This window comes from Pseudomonas sp. E1BtOHC1 (genome assembly GCF_058744285.1).
In genome coordinates this window covers 3,905,437-3,920,838 of the sequence record NZ_CP196023.1, presented here as the reverse complement: position 1 = coordinate 3,920,838, position 15,402 = coordinate 3,905,437, and the positions used below count along the sequence as shown (strand labels likewise).

Here is a 15,402-nt window from a genome sequence, read left to right as displayed (position 1 = left end):
CCAGCATTTAAAGGGCCAGTTTACGGCGGCTGTACAAGCCGCCCAACAAGCCGGTGAGGCAACCGACGAGCAACCCGCCGACGTGGGCGGCGTTGGCGATTTCGCCGAAACCGATCATCGACACCAGCCCGGACAGGCACAGCAGCAGCCACACCAGCATCATCACCAGCACGCCTCGGGGCAGACGGTAGATGGGGTTGGGGGACAGTAATTGGTAGATCCAGCAATGCCCGAGCAGACCGTAGAGCACCCCGGACAGGCCTCCGAACAGGGTCGGGCCACTGAAATAGTATTGGGCGTAGTTGGACACCAGGCTGAACAGCAGGGTCAAGCCCAGCAGGTTGATGCTGCCCTGGCGCAACTCGATGCGCCGCCCCAGTTCCCAGTACCACATGCCGTTCATGGCGATATGCAGGATGCCGAAGTGGATCAGCATCGGTGTCACCAGGCGCCACCACTGCCCCGCCGCCAGGCTGTCGGCCAGGGAGCTGAACTGGATGTAGTCGCCGACCACGCGGAACTCGAGGAAGGTGAACCAGCTCAGGGTTTGCAGGTTGTCCCCCAGCAGGGTGATGCCGCACACCGCCAGGCTCAGCAGCAGGATCAGCGCGGTAATCGGGCTGCGGCGCAACTGTTGCCCCAGACCGACGCGGGCTGGGGTCGTAGGTTGTGGGATGTCCAGTTGCTGCTCGGGATCGCCCTGGGGAAAGCGCTGGTACAGGCCCCGCACATCCTCACTGATGGATTCCGGCACCCAGAGCACCTGTTCGCCGGCCTCTTCACTGACCCGGTGGGGCACCTGCATCCGTTGCAGCAGCTTGACGAAACCACTCAGATCCGTGGCCAGGGGCAGACGCAAAACCGCTACCGCGCTCATCGCAATACCTCGGGCCGCTCGACGTCGACCCAGACAAATTTATTCGGGTCCAGGCGGGTTTCCTGGTCCAGCCGATACGCGGCGAGCTTGCCGTAGAGCACCGCACTGTAATCCAGGCACGCCAGGTTGGGACGGATCGGCGCCGGCTTGCCGCTACGCCAATAGTGACCGACGAACAACATCGGTTCGTCGGCGCCGTAGCGCAGCAGGCTGTTCTTCTCGGCCGGGGACAACGGCGTGCGCGCCACCGGATCGGGCAAGGCATCGGGCTGAAAGACGATGTCGCCGTAGGTCTGCGGGTCGTCTTCCCAGAACTTGGTGCGGAAGAACGCCCGGGTCAGGCCGTCGCCACTGGTCATGGTCAGGCCATGGGGCAAACGCATGTCCGTGCCCCGCAGCAGGCGATCGAAAGCCGTGCTGGCAAAACTGTCGGGCAGCGCCGAAGCCTGGAGGAAGGCTCGATCGATGCAACCGTCCGGATACTGCTGGCGCAGGGGCGCGATCAGGCCGGCATCCCAGCAAGCGTGCACCACACGGAAACGGCCGGCGTCGACGAACAGCGGCAGTTCATAGAACCACTCGAGGAAGTCGTGCCAGTCGCCGGGGTGCTGTTCGAACTGGGTCAGGGTTTCGTGGATCAGCCGGGCATGGCGCGGGGTATGTTCGCGCACGAACTGCTTGCCACTGCCAGCCGCCGCCGGGGTGCTCCAACCCAGGGCGTTGAACTCATGGTTGCCCATGATGCACAACGCCTGGCCGGCCACGACCATGTCGTGGACGATATGCAGGGATTCACGGATTCGCGGGCCGCGGTCGATGATGTCGCCGAGGAACACGGCCATGCGCGACGGGTGCCGCCAGACGCCGCCCTGCTTGTGATAACCGAGCCGATCCAGCAAGTGCTCCAGGGTCAGGGCGCAACCGTGCACGTCACCGATCAGGTCGTAGCTACGCGCGGGATCGAGCATCAGTCGCCTCCACCACCCAGTCGGCTGCCCCAGCCGAGTTTGGTCCGGCAGACCTCGTAGTAGTTGTGGTCCAGCGGATGGATCAGGCGCAGCTTCTGCGCCTTCTTGCTGACCGTGATGGTGTCGCCCGGGGCACAGGTGAAGTGGTTCTGCCCGTCACAGGAGACTTGCGGATAGATCTGCATATCTTTGGACACGACGATTTTCAGCTCACTGTTGCCATCGACCACGATCGGCCTTCCAGACAAGGTATGGGGGTACATCGGCACAATCACAATGGCATCGAGCTTGGGATGCATGATCGGTCCGCCGGCGGACAGCGCATAGGCCGTGGAACCGGTGGGCGTGGCGACGATCAGGCCGTCGGCCTTCTGGCTGCAGACGAACTGGCCGTCGATGTAGATCTCGAACTCGATCATCCGCGTCGACTTGCCCGGGTGCAGCACCACGTCGTTCAGCGCGTCGCCCTGACCGATGGCCTCGGCATGGCGCCGGACTTCGGCCTGCAGCAGGAAGCGGTTTTCCACCAGGTAGTGGCCGTCGAGCACCTCGGCGACCTTGACTTCCAGCTCATCGGGGCGGATGTCGGTGAGAAAGCCCAGGCTGCCGCGGTTGATCCCCAGCACCGGAATATTGTGCCGGGCCAGGGCCCGCGCGGCGCCCAGCAGGCTGCCGTCGCCGCCCACCACGATCACCATGTCGCAGACCTCGCCCAGCAGCTTGCGCGAGGAGGTCTGCAGACCGTGGCCCGGCAGTACTTCGGCGATGGTGTCTTCAAGGATCACGTGCAGGTGGCGCGCCAGCAGAAACTTCTTCAGTCGGCGAACTGTGTCCAGCACCTGGGAACTGCCCAGGCGACCGATAATGCCGATATTGCGAAACTGCTCCATGGGGCTCCTGCGGAATTCGGGTACGGGCGAAACGGAGGATTATGGGCGAAACCCGGCGTTAGACAAAATCCTTTCAGCCACGGGCGCTTGGGAGCAGCCGACGCAACTGCGAGTGGCACGCATTTATCGCGAACGGCACAGGTTTGCGTCTATGCTCGCAAGATGCTCCTGTTCCCGGATTTGCTCAGCCTCCCCCGCCAGTTGCGTCAACCTGAAGTCCGCGACCTCGCCTGGGTCATCCTCGCGCCGCCGATGCTCAGCCAGACGCCCTGGCCACAGCGCCACCCCCTGGCCGGCAGCGACTGGGTGCAGGCGCCGCAACTGCTGGCCCACTGGCTGCGATGCCAGGATCTGGACAGCCGCGCCTTGCGCCATTGGCTGACTCAGGGTCGGACCCGGCGCCTGGGCCTGTACTACGAACGCCTCTGGCAATTTGCCGTGCAGCATGCGCCGGGAGTGGAGCTGCTGGCGGCCAATCTGCCGATCCGCCGTGAGGGGCACACCCTCGGTGAACTGGACATGCTGCTGCGCGACCGCGAAGGCGTGCATCACCTTGAACTGGCGATCAAGCTGTACCTGGGCCCGCAGCACGGCGACGGCAGCGACAGCGCACAATGGCTTGGCCCGGGCTGCCACGACCGCCTGGACCGCAAGCTGGCGCACCTGGACGAGCACCAACTGCCGATTTCCGCCCGGGCCGAAAGCCGCGAAGCCCTGGCAGCGCTGGATATCCAGCAGTTCAGCGCCCACCTTTGGCTGGGGGGCTACCTGCTTTATCCCTGGCCGGGCCACGCCGAACCGCCCCAAGGCGCTCACCCACAACACCTGCAGGGGCGCTGGCTGCATCAGCGCGACTGGCCCGCCTTCATCGCCCAGAGCGCACCCGGACGCTGGCAGCCCCTGCCCCGCCACGCCTGGCTGGCGCCCGCCCACTACTCGGTGGAGCAGGCCTGGACCGCCGTGCAATTGCAGCAATGGCTGGCGGAGCTTGATCCCCAGGCACCGGCGCAGTTGCTGGTGCGGCTCGAGGAAACCCCTGAAGGTGGCTGGGAAGAAGTCGAGCGGCTGTTTCTGGTGGCCGATCTCTGGCCCCATGTCCCCGCGCAGCAGCCCTGACAAGCTACGGTAGGAGCTGGCTTGCCAGCGAAGGCGATGCCGGGGGCGGCACAAGGCGTGAAGGCCTCTTCGCCGGCAAGCCGGCTCCTACATCAGAGACAGGCGCAGCGCCAGCGCCGCCAGGGTGACCAGCAGCACTGGCAGTGTCAGCACGATGCCGACCCGGAAGTAATACCCCCAGCCGATATGAATGCCCTTGCGCTCCAGCACATGCAGCCAGAGCAAGGTTGCCAGGCTGCCGATGGGGGTGATCTTCGGTCCCAGGTCGCTGCCGATCACATTGGCGTAGATCATCGCCTCCTTGACCACCCCCGTGGCCTGGCTGGCATCGATGGACAAGGCAGCGATCAGCACCGTGGGCAAATTGTTCATCACCGACGACAGCCCCGCCGTGAGCAATCCGGTGCCCAGCGCCGCCCCCCAGACCCCGCCAGCGGCAAAGCCGTCTAGCCATCCTGCCAAGTGCCCGGTCAGCCCGGCATTACGCAAGCCATAAACCACCAGATACATGCCCAGGGAGAAAATCACGATCTGCCACGGTGCCTCCTTGAGCACCTTGCGGGTGGAAATCCGCTGTCCGCGAGCCGCAATCACCAGCAGCAAGGTCGCACAGACGGCAGAAATGGCGCTGATGGGAATCCCCAGAGGCTCCAGGGCAAAACAGCCCAGCAGCAGGATCAGCAGCACCCACCAGCCGGCGATGAAGGTTGCCCGGTCATGGATGGCGCTGTCGGGTTCGGCCAATTGATGCGGATCGTATTGTTCGGGGATGTCCCGGCGAAAAAACCACAGCAGCACCGCGAGGGTCGCGGCGACGCTCACCAGATTGACCGGCAGCATCACCGCCGCATACCGGTTGAAACCTATCTTGAAAAAATCCGCCGAGACGATGTTCACCAGGTTCGACACCACCAGCGGCAAGCTCGCGGTGTCGGCGATGAATCCGGCACCCATGACGAAAGCCAGAGTGGTGGCGGCAGAAAAGCGCAAGGCCAGAAGCATGGAGATGACGATGGGCGTGAGGATCAGCGCCGCGCCGTCGTTAGCGAACAGTGCCGACACCAGGGCTCCCAGCAGCACCATGAAGGCAAACAGGCGTCGCCCCCTGCCCCGGCCCCAGCGCGCCACATGCAGGGCCGCCCAGGCGAAGAATCCGGCTTCATCCAGCAGCAGGCTGATGATGATCAGCGCGACGAAGGTGCCGGTAGCGTTCCAGATGATCTGCCACACCACCGGGATATCGGCCAGTTGCACCACGCCGCAGAGCAGCGCCAGGAGCGCGCCGAACATCGCACTCCAGCCGACGCCCAGGCCTTTGGGCTGCCAGATCACCAGGGTAATGGTCAGCAAGAAAATCGATACTGCAATCAACATGAGCGCGGTTCTTGATTATGCAGGAGCCGGCTTGCCGGCGAAGGCGCCCCACAGGGCGCCACCAGACTCAAGGGCCTGTTCGCCGGCAAGCCGGCTCCTACGACAGCTGGGGGATGTTGGGGTGTCAGGCTTTCTTGTGCTGCTCGACCCATTGGCCGTAGGCCGTGATGAAGTTCTGCAGGAACGGCCGGGTAGCGTCCGACAGCTTGCCCGCTTCGTCGAATGCCGAGCCGGCACCGCCCAGGTAAGCTTCAGGCTGCTGCATGCACGGCACATTGAGGAACACCAGAGACTGGCGCAGATGGTGGTTGGCACCGAAGCCGCCGATGGCCCCCGGGGAAACGCTGATCACCGCTCCCGGCTTGCCGCTCCAGGCACTTTTGCCATAGGGACGCGAACCGACGTCAATGGCGTTCTTCAGGGCTGCCGGTACCGAGCGGTTGTATTCCGGAGTGACGAACAGTACGGCATCGGCAGCGCCGATCTGCTCGCGAAAGCGGGTGTAGGCCGCAGGAGGCGTCACGTCGATGTCTTCGTTGTACAGCGCCAGATCGCCAATCTCGACGATGCTCAACTGCAGGTTCGCCGGCGCCAGCTCGGCCAGCGCCAGGGCCACCTTGCGATTCAGGGATTGTTTTCTCAGACTGCCGACCAGCACTGCGACTTTGTAGACATTGCTCATTGCATTCCAACCCTTGGCTTGAAGAAGGTGTTAGTTATAGATGAGCCTGGGGGTCGCCTGCTACCCCACACCCGCCATTTCCCGGCATAACCTGCGGGACCTGAGGCGCCGTCTGCCGCGACGGCGGATTATTTTTTCCGGCCAGCAAAACTTACCTTGCACACGTCGGGTCTACAGCACCGAATTTGCGTGTTTTATCTCCAGAGGCTCTAAAGATGGCTGCAGTACTTGTCGGACAATTCCATGCAAGAGATGCCGAGGGACGGGTGTACTCAGTGCACGAGTTCCAGGAATCCATGCCCGCAGAGGGCGACCTGGCCAGCTCGGAGCCCGTTACCACCTACCGCCTGGCCATTGGCGACCGGGTCAAGAAACTCGATGACAATCAGTTCCTGCTGGTGCAATCGGACGTCACCATCGTGCGGGAGCCGGAAACCTATGTAAGTGAGTGATCATGCCCGCCGGCCCGGACTTGGGGTAGGATTCAACGCTTGACTCCCTAACCGGCTGGACATGGACTTCAAGCATGCGTTTACGTCATATCGAAGTGATTCAGGCGCTCCTGCAAACCGCCCACCTGGGCACCGCCGCCGAACTGCTGCAACTCTCGGTGGCTGAAGTCGAGGCCTTGCTGCGCGATGCCGAAAGCCAGTTGGGGTTCATGCTGTTCGCCAGTGTTCGCGGGCGCTTGCAGGCCACCCGCGAAGCCCGGGAACTGCAACCGGCAATCAACCGGGTGTACGACGCTTTCGAGCCGGTACAACGCCTGGCCGACAGCCTGAGGTTTCATCAGGCTCCACCTTTGCGCATCGTCGGCACGCCCCCTCTGGTCCAGCAACTGTTGCCCCAGTGCATCGCGGCCCTGCGCCGGCGCTTCGCCGATACGCCCTGCAGCCTCCTCAGTCAAAGCACCCGCGACATGGTCCGCAGCCTGCTGCTGCACGACTGTGACCTGGGCCTGAGCCTGCATGACCCCGAACACCCGGACATCCACAGCCAGGCCCTGGCTCAGGGCAAGCTGTTCCTGCTGGCGCCCCATGGCTGGCTGCAACCCAAACAGAAGTACGTGGCCCTGCAGGAACTGGCCGGCCAGGCCATGGTTGGCCTGGAGGGCCAGGACCCGCTGAGCGTGATACTTGCCAGCAAGCTGCAGAATCTGCGGCCAAGCCCGGTGATCCAGACCCGGGTACAGACCTATCAGATGATGCGCAGCCTGGTGGAAGCCGGTGAAGGCCTGGCCATCGTCGACCCTTTCACAGCCGTGGGCGCCCGTAGCGCCGGGCTCGATGCCTGCCCCTTATCGCCCCCCATCAGTGTCACGCTGTACGCCTTGCGCCGCAGTGCCGGCGAGGTCTCGCCCCTGCTCAGCGCCCTGCTGGAACTGCTGACTGAACAGGCCGAGGCGCTGCTGGCCGGCTAGGACCGTTACCCCTGAGGCTCATCGGCAAACAGCCGGTACCAGAAGATCGCCACTTCGCAAGTGTTCGGATCGATGCCGCGATAACGCAGGTGATCCACCCCGCCCACCACGTAGCCGCAGCGCTCATACAGGCGACAGGCCCCAAGATTGTTGTTCTGGGTTTCCAGCATCACCCCCGGCAACTGCTTCTTGCGACTCCAGAACTGCGCCACCTCCAGCAGCGCCTTGGCGACGCCATGCCGTCGGGCCGGCGCATGCACCGCCAACTCGTCGATATGCCCGTAGCCGTTCCAATTGGTGCTGACCACCACATGCCCCACGGGCTGGTCGTCAAGGTAGGCCATGAAAATTTCGCTGTCCGCGGCGTTGCGGTAACTGCTGAATTCTTCGGGATCGATGCCGTAGCACTTGCGGTAAGGCACTATCCTGCGCAGCGGCCAGTCCGCCACCGGCATGCCCCGCCCGGCCTCGGCGTAGGCGCTGACTTCGAAGCTGAAGTCGCTGCCCCAGATGTAGGCGGCGAAACCCTCGTCGGCCACACGGATCGCCAGCCCCGGATACTTGGGATTCACAACAGGCTGCATAGCGGGAAAACTCCTCATGCCTTGACGCAATCGACGGTGTACTGCCGTCCATTGCCCTGATCGTCATGCTGCAGGCCATGCACATCGGCGACGAACCCCGGGAAACTGCTGTCGAAGGCTCGGGCAAAGGTCAGGTAGTCGATGATCGAGCGGGTCGATTCGGTGAACCGCTCACCGGGCATGATCAGCGGGATGCCCGGCGGGTATGGCACCAGCATCACCGCCGCGATACGCCCCTGCAGTTGATCGATGGACACCGCCTCCACTTCACCGCGCACCAGATGGTCATAGGCGTCGGCGGGCTTCATCGCCACCTCCGGCAGCACCGTGTACATGCGTTTGAGGTGCTTGGCCGTGGCGTTGCTGCGGTAGCAGGCGTGCAACTGGTCGCACAGATCCTGCAACCCCATGCCCTGATAGCGCTGCGGGTCCTGCCCGGCCACGCTGGGCAGGCAGCTGGCCAGACTGACATTGGCGTCGTAGTTGCGCTTGAACTCCAGGAGTTCGGTGAGCAGCGTGCTCCACTTGCCCTTGGTGATGCCCATGGAGAACAGCACCAGGAACGAATAGAGCCCGGTCTTTTCCACCACCAGTCCGCGCTCCCAGAGGAACTTGCTGACCACCGCAGCGGGAATCCCGTGTTCGCTCAAGGCCCCGCCGGCGGTCAGACCAGGCATTACCAGGGTCACCTTGATCGGATCGAGCAGCACATAATCGTCGGTGACTCCGGTAAAACCGTGCCACTCGCCTTCCGGCTCCAGCAACCAGTCACCGGTGCGCACCTGATCGATGCCTTCAACCCGCTCCGGCTGCCAGATCGAGAACCACCAGTCATCGGCGGCGATGTTCTGCCGCAGATTGGCCAGGGCCCGGCGAAAGCTCAGGGCCTCATCGAACATCTCCTGCAACAGCGAACGTCCCGCCGGCCCTTCCATCATCGCCGAGGCCACATCCAGGGACGCGATGATGCTGTACTGGGGCGACGTCGAGATATGCATCATGAAGGCTTCGTTGAAGCGGTCCCGATCCAGTTGCCGGGCACCGCCGTCCTGCACATGGATCATCGACGCCTGGCTGAAAGCCGCCAGCAGCTTGTGGGTGGAATGGGTGGTGAACACCAGCGGACTGTCAGCGGAGCGCGAGGTGCCCATGCCGTAGCGCCCGGCGAAGAATTCGTGGAAGGCCGCATAGGCATACCAGGCCTCGTCGAAATGCAGCACCTCGACGCTGTTGCCCAGGCTTTGCTTGATCAGCTCGGCGTTGTAGCAGAGCCCGTCATAGGTGGAGTTGGTAACCACCGCCAGCTTGACCTTCGGTGGCCGACCGCGGGTCAGCGGGCTGGCGTCGATCTTGGCCTGGATCGACTCGGGGCTGAACTCGCTCAGGGGAATCGGCCCGATGATCCCCAGTTCATTGCGTTCGGGACACAGGTACAGGGGGATGGCCCCGGTCATGATGATCGAGTGCAGCACCGACTTGTGACAGTTGCGATCCACCAGCACCAGGTCATCGCGCCCCACCATGGAATGCCAGACGATCTTGTTGGCGGTGGAGGTGCCATTGATCACGAAGAAGGTGTGGTCGGCGCCGAAATTGCGCGCCGCCCGGGCCTCGGCTTCCGCCAGGGGCCCGGTGTGGTCCAGCAGCGAGCCCAGCTCCGGCACGGACACCGAGAGGTCCGAACGCAAAGTGTTCTCTCCGAAGAACTGGTGGAACGCCTGACCCACCGGGCTCTTGCGATAGGCCACGCCACCGCCGTGCCCCGGGGTGTGCCAGGAATAGTTGGAGTCGGCGGTGTGCTGCACCAGGGCCTTGAAGAAGGGTGGCAGCAGGCCGTCGAGATAATTGCGCGCGGCCCGGGCCACTTGCCGGGCCAGGAAGGGCACCGTGTCCTCGAACAGGTAGAGAATGCCTCGCAGCTGGTTGAGTTCGCTCATGGCATCGGCGGGGGCGTTTTCCAGGGTCATCTGCTCCCCCAGGGCGAAGATCGGCAACAAGGGCGCGCGCACCCGGGCCAGGCGGATCAGCTCCACCATGTTTTGCAGAAGATGGGTGTTTTCCCCAGCGCCCTCGGCAGCGATCAGCATGCAAGCGAGGCCGTGATGGGTCGAGGCCACTAGCCGCCCCTCGGCGTAGTTGACTGCGGAAAAGATGCTGAATCCATCCTTTTCCAGCTCCCGGGCAATGCCCCGCACCCGGTCTCCCGCCACCGTGTCGGCCTTGATATCGCGGTGCACGATCAGGATCGGAAACTGCAGGTCTTTATACATGGGGCAGGCTGTCCTGAGACGGCGGATGGGTCCCGCCAATGGACTCAGGGTAGAAGCTCCTGACGCTTCGTGTCATCCCAGGCAGGGGCACGGTGTAACAAAACGTCGCACTGGAACAATTGGCCCCTGGCTGCAGCGCAACAGCCTGCAGCGGAGGCCAGGGGTGCGGGGTTTACTGCTGGGCTTCGAGCAATTGGGTCCACAGTGCCGGGCCGCCGGCAGACTTGGCGATGATCTCCAGGCGCGTCTGGTGCTCGGCCAACTCGGCTTCGCTGGCCTGGATGATCCGCCCCCGCGGACGATCGGCCGGCAAGCGGCGGATCTCCGAGGCCCGGCCGGCACCCTCGCCAGAACCGTTGCCATCCGAGGCGTTGCCCGCCAGGGACAGGCTGGTCTGGCCACCGGTCATGGTCAGGTAGACGTCGGCCAGGATCTCCGAGTCGAGCAAGGCGCCGTGCAATTCACGGCCGGAGTTGTCGACACCGTAGCGTTTGCACAGGGCGTCGAGGCTGTTGCGCTGCCCCGGGTGCCGCTCACGGGCCATCATCAGGGTGTCGAGGATGGTGCAGTGCTGGGTGATGTCGGCCCGCTCGTGCTGACCCATCAAGGCGAATTCGTTGTTGATGAAGCCAACGTCGAACGCCGCGTTGTGGATGATCAGCTGCGCGCCCTGGATAAAGTCGAAGAACTCGTCGGCGACTTCGGCGAAACGCGGCTTGCCCACCAGGAATTCGTTGGTGATGCCGTGGACGCCGATGGCGCCTTCATCGCTCTCGCGATCCGGTTGCAGGTAAACGTGGAAGTGCCGCCCGGTCAGGCGCCGACCGATCAACTCGACGCAACCGATTTCAATGATCCGGTGACCGTCGGTCACCGGCATACCGGTGGTTTCGGTATCGAGTACAACAGATCTGTTGGCCATCAGTGGTCCGTTCTCAATCTGGCAAAGGGTGGGATTTTAGCATGCCCAATCCATGGACTGTGCGCGCACCGGTCATGTCGCTGCCACGCACTTTTTAACAGTTGTTTGCAAAGCTCATGAGGATCGCCCAGGGGCCGGCTGCTAGGGTGCCGGCCTTCTTTCTTCTGGACGCGCTGCCTCATGTCGACTGGTCTTCGCCGCCTGCAATGCCTGCTGTGTATCGCCCTGTTCAGCAGCGCCAGCCACGCCACCGGCCTGGTGATCAGCACCGATCTGAGCATGAGCGGCCTGCTGACCAGCAGCGAGCGGACAGCGAAAATCAGTAGTTCCTTCAAGGACGACAAACTGGTGCTGGAGGCCCGCAGCGATGCCGCGACCTTTGTCGCCAGCGACGGGGCAATTCACGGCGCGCGCCTGACATCGGCGCTACAGCGGATCCGCCAGGTGCTGCACAACCCGCCCTACAGCGACACCCAACTGGCTGCGGCGATCCTCACCCTGTAACGCCGTCAGCCCTTGTAGCCGCGGACCTCGTCCACACCACGGTTGGCCAACTGGTCGGCACGCTCGTTGCCGTGATGGCCGGTGTGACCGCGCACCCATTTCCAGCTCACGTTGTGGCGGTTGACCTGTTCATCCAGTTGCTGCCACAGGTCGGCGTTCTTCACCGGCTCCTTGGCCGCGGTCTTCCAGCCGCGCTTCTTCCAGTTGGCCATCCACTCGTTGATGCCCTTCATCACATACTGCGAGTCGGTGACCAGCAACACATCGCATTCACGCTTGAGTTCTTCCAGGCCACGAATCGCCGCCATCAGTTCCATGCGATTGTTGGTGGTGTTGGCTTCGCCGCCCCAGAGTTCCTTCTCGACACCCTTGCATACCAACAAAGCGCCCCAGCCACCCGGGCCGGGATTGCCCTTGCAGGCACCGTCGGTAAAGATTTCTACGCTATCGCTCATCCACGCCTTCCATCAGAAAATTGCCAGTGGCCCGCCGCTTGGAATCGACAATGCCCAGGGCCGGGAAAACCCGGCCGGTCCATATAAAAAGAAGGTATCAACAGGTCATCAAGGTTCGCTGTTACGGCGATTGACCTTGGCCATGGGCAGCGGTACCAGCTTGCCCATCGGTTCGCGCCGGACCTGGCGCACCGGGCGCAGGCCTACGACGATCTTGCGAGCCACCAATAGATAGAAGCCGCCCCCAGACAGTTGCCACTGCCCGGCCTTGCGCTCCCAGCCCGCCAGTCGTGCCTGCCATGCTGCCGACGCAAGCGGCGGACGATAGCACCCGAAGCGGCGTTTCTCCAGCGCGAACCCCAGCAGGTTGAGCCAGTCGCCCACCCGCGACGGCGAGATGCAGCGGGCCTGGCGCAAGGCGTCATGGGCGAAGACATGACGCAGGCCCCAGGTGCTCCAGGGGTTGATACCGATAATCAGCAAGTGGCCACCGGGCCTTACGCTGCTGGCCGCCTCTCGCAGCAGACCGTGGGGTGACAGGCAGAAATCCAGACCGTGCTGCAGCACCACCACATCGGCAGCATGTTCGCTCAGAGGCCAGGCCTGTTCCTCACAGACAATCTCGACCCCGGGCAATGGCGCGCCCAGGCGTACGTTGCGCTGCACCTGGGGCGCCGCCGGCGGGGTCTGCGCCGAAGGTCCGTAGTGCACCAGATAACCGCCGAAGAAACGCCCCAGCTCCTCTTCAAGCATGCGTCGTTCTTCATCCAGCAGAAACTGCCCCAGAGGGCCGGACAACCAGTCCCGGGCCGCACTGATCAGGGCCAGCCAGTCGGGATCTGCCTGAGCGAAGGCTTTATCGGTCATTGCATTCTCCAACACGCCAAGAAGCTCTAAGATGCGCCAATGTTTTCCGCTTGGCGAATCCGAAGATGATACAGATCAGTGCCCTGCCCGCCTTCACCGACAACTACATCTGGTTGTTACAAGATCATCGCAGCCAGCGCTGCGCAGTTGTCGATCCCGGGGATGCGGCGCCGGTACTGGCCTGGCTGGAACAGCACCCGGGCTGGAGCCTGAGCGACATCCTGGTGACCCACCATCACCACGATCATGTCGGTGGTGTCGAGCGCCTGAAACAGCACAGCGGCGCCACGGTCTACGGCCCGGCACAGGAAAAGATCCCCGGGCGCGACGTGGCCCTGGACGCCAACGACCACGCCAGCATCCTCGGCTGGGACTTCGAAGTGTTCGCCGTGCCGGGCCACACCCTGGGGCATATCGCCTACTACCACCACGGCCTGCTGTTCTGTGGCGACACCCTGTTCGCCGCCGGTTGCGGCCGTCTGTTCGAAGGCACCCCGGAGCAGATGCACCAGTCCCTCAGCCGCCTCGCCGCGCTGCCGGACGACACCCTGATCTACTGCACCCACGAATACACCCTGAGCAACCTGCGCTTCGCCCAGGCGGTGGAACCTGCCAATCCGGACATCGCCCAGCGCCTGGAAAAAGTCACGCAAATGCGCGAGCACGGGCACATGACCCTGCCATCGACCCTGGCCCTGGAGAAACTGACCAACCCCTTTTTGCGTACCGGTGAAACATCCGTTAAACAAAAAGCGGACGAACGGAATGGCCAGGATAACCCGTCGCAGAGTGCGGTCTTTGCGGCCCTGAGGGCCTGGAAAGATAAGTTCTAAGCAGGCTAACTATTGGCACAAAAATTCTGAATGGTTGACCGCACCCCGGGTGCTTTCTAGAATCGCCCGACATTTTTGCCCGGAACTTACTTCCAGCCAATGTCGTCATCTATTCGTTATTCCATCAGTTCAGACGCATTGACGCGCTTGGCCCAGGCCATCGCGGTAGCTGTGTCAGCGACTCTTGCGGGCTGCCAAAGCACCGGCCATGCCCCGCAGAGCGACGCGACACACACACAGAATTTCAACGCCCGCATCAAGCAGAAACCCATCTGGCTGAGCACCCAGCCAAGCCCGCAAATACCCCAGGACGTCTGGGAACGCATGCGCCAAGGGTTCCAACTGCAAGAAGGCCTGGGCGTCAACCCGCGTATTGAACAGCAGCGCCTGTGGTTCGCCAGCAACCCTTCTTTCCTAGAAAATGCCGGCGAGCGCGGCAGCCTCTATATCCACTACATCGTCGAACGTCTCGAAGAGCGCAACATGCCGCTGGAACTGGCCCTGCTGCCGGTGATCGAGAGCGCCTACAATCCGCTGGCCTATTCCCGGGCCGATGCGGTAGGCCTCTGGCAGTTCGTTCCGGCCACCGGTCGCTACTTCAACCTGCGCCAGACCCGCTTCTACGATGGTCGACGCGACATCACCGCATCGACCACCGCGGCCTTGGACTACCTGACCCGCCTGCACGACATGTTCAACGGCGACTGGCTACTGGCGCTGGCCGCCTACAACGCCGGTGAAGGTACGGTCAGCAGGGCCATTGAGCGCAACGAGAAGCTCGGCCTGCCCACCGACTACTGGAACCTGCCGCTGCCGACGGAAACCCAGGCCTATGTACCCAAGCTGCTGGCCCTGTCCCAGGTGGTGCTAGCCCCGCAAGCCTACGGCGTCAATCTCAACCCCATCGCCAACGAACCCTACTTCCAGGTGGTGGAGATCAACCAGCGCATGGACCTGTCCAAGGTCGCGGCGGTGGCCAACATCGACGAGGACGAGCTGTTCCAGCTCAATCCGGCGTTCAAGCAGCGCACCACCGTCGATGGTCCGCAACACCTGCTGGTGCCGACGTCCAAGGCCCAGCTGCTGACCACCAGCCTGTCCACCATGAAACCCGAAGAGCTGATCAGCAAGCGCTCCCTCAAGCCGGTCTTCGACCGCGATGAAGGCCGCGACTCGCTGCGGCCCAAGCGCATCTACCGGGTCAAGAACGGCGACAACCTGACCCTGATCGCCAAGGCCAACAAGGTGGATGTGCAGGACCTGCAACGCTGGAACAAGCTCAGCGGCAAGAACCTCAAGGTCGGCCAGACCCTGGTGATGCAGGACACCCGAAAGACCGCGGGCAAAAAAACCACTGTCGCCAGCAGCGGCAAGCAGAAATCGACCCAATACAAGGTCAAGCAAGGCGACTCGCTGTACATCGTGGCCAAGCGCTTCAACGTCGAGATGCAGCACCTCAAGCGCTGGAACCCGCGCGCGGCCCAGGCCCTCAAGCCCGGCCAGATGCTGACGGTTTACCTGCCGCACTGAAATCCGCCCCTGTAGGAGCCGGCTTGCCGGCGAACAGCCTTCGCCGGCAAGCCGGCTCCTACAGGAGATTTCAATTGCACAAAGCGCGCGCCAGCGAGCTTTTTCCTGCT

Annotated in this window: 16 protein-coding genes; 6 read left to right on the top strand and 10 right to left on the bottom strand. The window is 63.2% G+C overall.

Annotation, left to right across the window (positions count from 1 at the left end; genetic code table 11):
- Positions 1-7 precede the first annotated feature (7 nt).
- Genes ACSSVC_RS18070 through ACSSVC_RS18060 form a run of 3 tightly spaced genes read right to left on the bottom strand, consistent with a single transcriptional unit; the run spans position 8 to position 2,735 of the window.
- Positions 8-877, bottom strand: coding sequence for a rhomboid family intramembrane serine protease (locus ACSSVC_RS18070; RefSeq protein ID WP_492611114.1), 870 nt, complete (start codon positions 875-877; stop codon positions 8-10).
- Positions 874-1,848 carry a metallophosphoesterase gene (locus tag ACSSVC_RS18065; RefSeq protein WP_185073803.1) on the bottom strand — a complete coding sequence of 325 codons (975 nt, stop codon included), beginning with the start codon at positions 1,846-1,848 and terminating at the stop codon, positions 874-876. Before ACSSVC_RS18065 ends, ACSSVC_RS18070 begins: the two co-directional genes overlap by 4 nt.
- Positions 1,845-2,735 carry an NAD(+) kinase gene (locus ACSSVC_RS18060; protein ID WP_007920913.1) on the bottom strand — a complete coding sequence of 297 codons (891 nt, stop codon included), beginning with the start codon at positions 2,733-2,735 and terminating at the stop codon, positions 1,845-1,847. Before ACSSVC_RS18060 ends, ACSSVC_RS18065 begins: the two co-directional genes overlap by 4 nt.
- 162 nt (positions 2,736-2,897) lie before the next feature.
- Here ACSSVC_RS18060 and ACSSVC_RS18055 point away from each other — a divergent pair, with 162 nt between their 5' ends.
- Positions 2,898-3,851: a DUF1853 family protein gene (locus ACSSVC_RS18055; protein WP_492611113.1), complete on the top strand. Its 954-nt coding sequence runs from the start codon at positions 2,898-2,900 to the stop codon at positions 3,849-3,851.
- An 87-nt stretch (positions 3,852-3,938) separates the two neighbouring features.
- Here the strand turns inward: ACSSVC_RS18055 and ACSSVC_RS18050 are convergent, their stop codons facing one another.
- Both ACSSVC_RS18050 and ACSSVC_RS18045 read right to left on the bottom strand, forming a co-directional pair.
- The gene (locus tag ACSSVC_RS18050) at positions 3,939-5,225 is read right to left on the bottom strand and encodes an arsenic transporter (protein ID WP_404939709.1); all 1,287 of its coding nucleotides are present in this window, start codon (positions 5,223-5,225) and stop codon (positions 3,939-3,941) included.
- 124 nt (positions 5,226-5,349) lie between these two features.
- Positions 5,350-5,907: an NADPH-dependent FMN reductase gene (locus tag ACSSVC_RS18045; RefSeq protein ID WP_296410717.1), complete on the bottom strand. Its 558-nt coding sequence runs from the start codon at positions 5,905-5,907 to the stop codon at positions 5,350-5,352.
- 215 nt (positions 5,908-6,122) lie between these two features.
- Here ACSSVC_RS18045 and ACSSVC_RS18040 point away from each other — a divergent pair, with 215 nt between their 5' ends.
- Together ACSSVC_RS18040 and ACSSVC_RS18035 are read left to right on the top strand one after the other, a co-directional pair.
- Positions 6,123-6,359 carry a hypothetical protein gene (locus tag ACSSVC_RS18040; protein WP_346632777.1) on the top strand — a complete coding sequence of 79 codons (237 nt, stop codon included), beginning with the start codon at positions 6,123-6,125 and terminating at the stop codon, positions 6,357-6,359.
- 74 nt (positions 6,360-6,433) lie between these two features.
- A complete protein-coding gene (locus ACSSVC_RS18035) occupies positions 6,434-7,327 on the top strand; it encodes a LysR family transcriptional regulator (protein WP_346632776.1) in 894 nt (297 codons plus the stop codon).
- 5 nt (positions 7,328-7,332) lie between these two features.
- Here ACSSVC_RS18035 and ACSSVC_RS18030 read toward each other — a convergent pair whose 3' ends face one another.
- The 3 genes from ACSSVC_RS18030 to dnaQ all read right to left on the bottom strand — a co-directional run bounded on the left by ACSSVC_RS18030 (position 7,333) and on the right by dnaQ (position 11,103).
- Positions 7,333-7,911: a GNAT family N-acetyltransferase gene (locus ACSSVC_RS18030; RefSeq protein ID WP_346632775.1), complete on the bottom strand. Its 579-nt coding sequence runs from the start codon at positions 7,909-7,911 to the stop codon at positions 7,333-7,335.
- A 14-nt stretch (positions 7,912-7,925) separates the two neighbouring features.
- The gene (locus ACSSVC_RS18025) at positions 7,926-10,181 is read right to left on the bottom strand and encodes an Orn/Lys/Arg family decarboxylase (RefSeq protein ID WP_404939707.1); all 2,256 of its coding nucleotides are present in this window, start codon (positions 10,179-10,181) and stop codon (positions 7,926-7,928) included.
- A gap of 172 nt (positions 10,182-10,353) precedes the next feature.
- Entirely contained in the window at positions 10,354-11,103 is a 750-nt protein-coding gene (dnaQ, locus tag ACSSVC_RS18020) for a DNA polymerase III subunit epsilon (RefSeq protein ID WP_346632773.1), read from the bottom strand.
- Between the two features lie 180 nt (positions 11,104-11,283).
- Between dnaQ and ACSSVC_RS18015 the strand changes: the two genes are divergently transcribed.
- Positions 11,284-11,607 carry a DUF2388 domain-containing protein gene (locus ACSSVC_RS18015; RefSeq protein ID WP_404939705.1) on the top strand — a complete coding sequence of 108 codons (324 nt, stop codon included), beginning with the start codon at positions 11,284-11,286 and terminating at the stop codon, positions 11,605-11,607.
- A 5-nt stretch (positions 11,608-11,612) separates the two neighbouring features.
- Here the strand turns inward: ACSSVC_RS18015 and rnhA are convergent, their stop codons facing one another.
- Complete coding sequence (gene rnhA / locus ACSSVC_RS18010) at positions 11,613-12,062, bottom strand: ribonuclease HI (RefSeq protein ID WP_346632771.1); 450 nt, start codon at positions 12,060-12,062, stop codon at positions 11,613-11,615.
- Between the two features lie 108 nt (positions 12,063-12,170).
- Positions 12,171-12,929, bottom strand: coding sequence for a methyltransferase domain-containing protein (locus ACSSVC_RS18005; RefSeq protein ID WP_404939703.1), 759 nt, complete (start codon positions 12,927-12,929; stop codon positions 12,171-12,173).
- Between the two features lie 65 nt (positions 12,930-12,994).
- On the opposite strand from ACSSVC_RS18005, the gene gloB reads away from it, so the two are divergent.
- Positions 12,995-13,762, top strand: coding sequence for a hydroxyacylglutathione hydrolase (gene gloB, locus ACSSVC_RS18000; RefSeq protein WP_404939701.1), 768 nt, complete (start codon positions 12,995-12,997; stop codon positions 13,760-13,762).
- A 99-nt stretch (positions 13,763-13,861) separates the two neighbouring features.
- Positions 13,862-15,292: a transglycosylase SLT domain-containing protein gene (locus ACSSVC_RS17995; protein WP_446439948.1), complete on the top strand. Its 1,431-nt coding sequence runs from the start codon at positions 13,862-13,864 to the stop codon at positions 15,290-15,292.
- Positions 15,293-15,402: the final 110 nt, after the last annotated feature.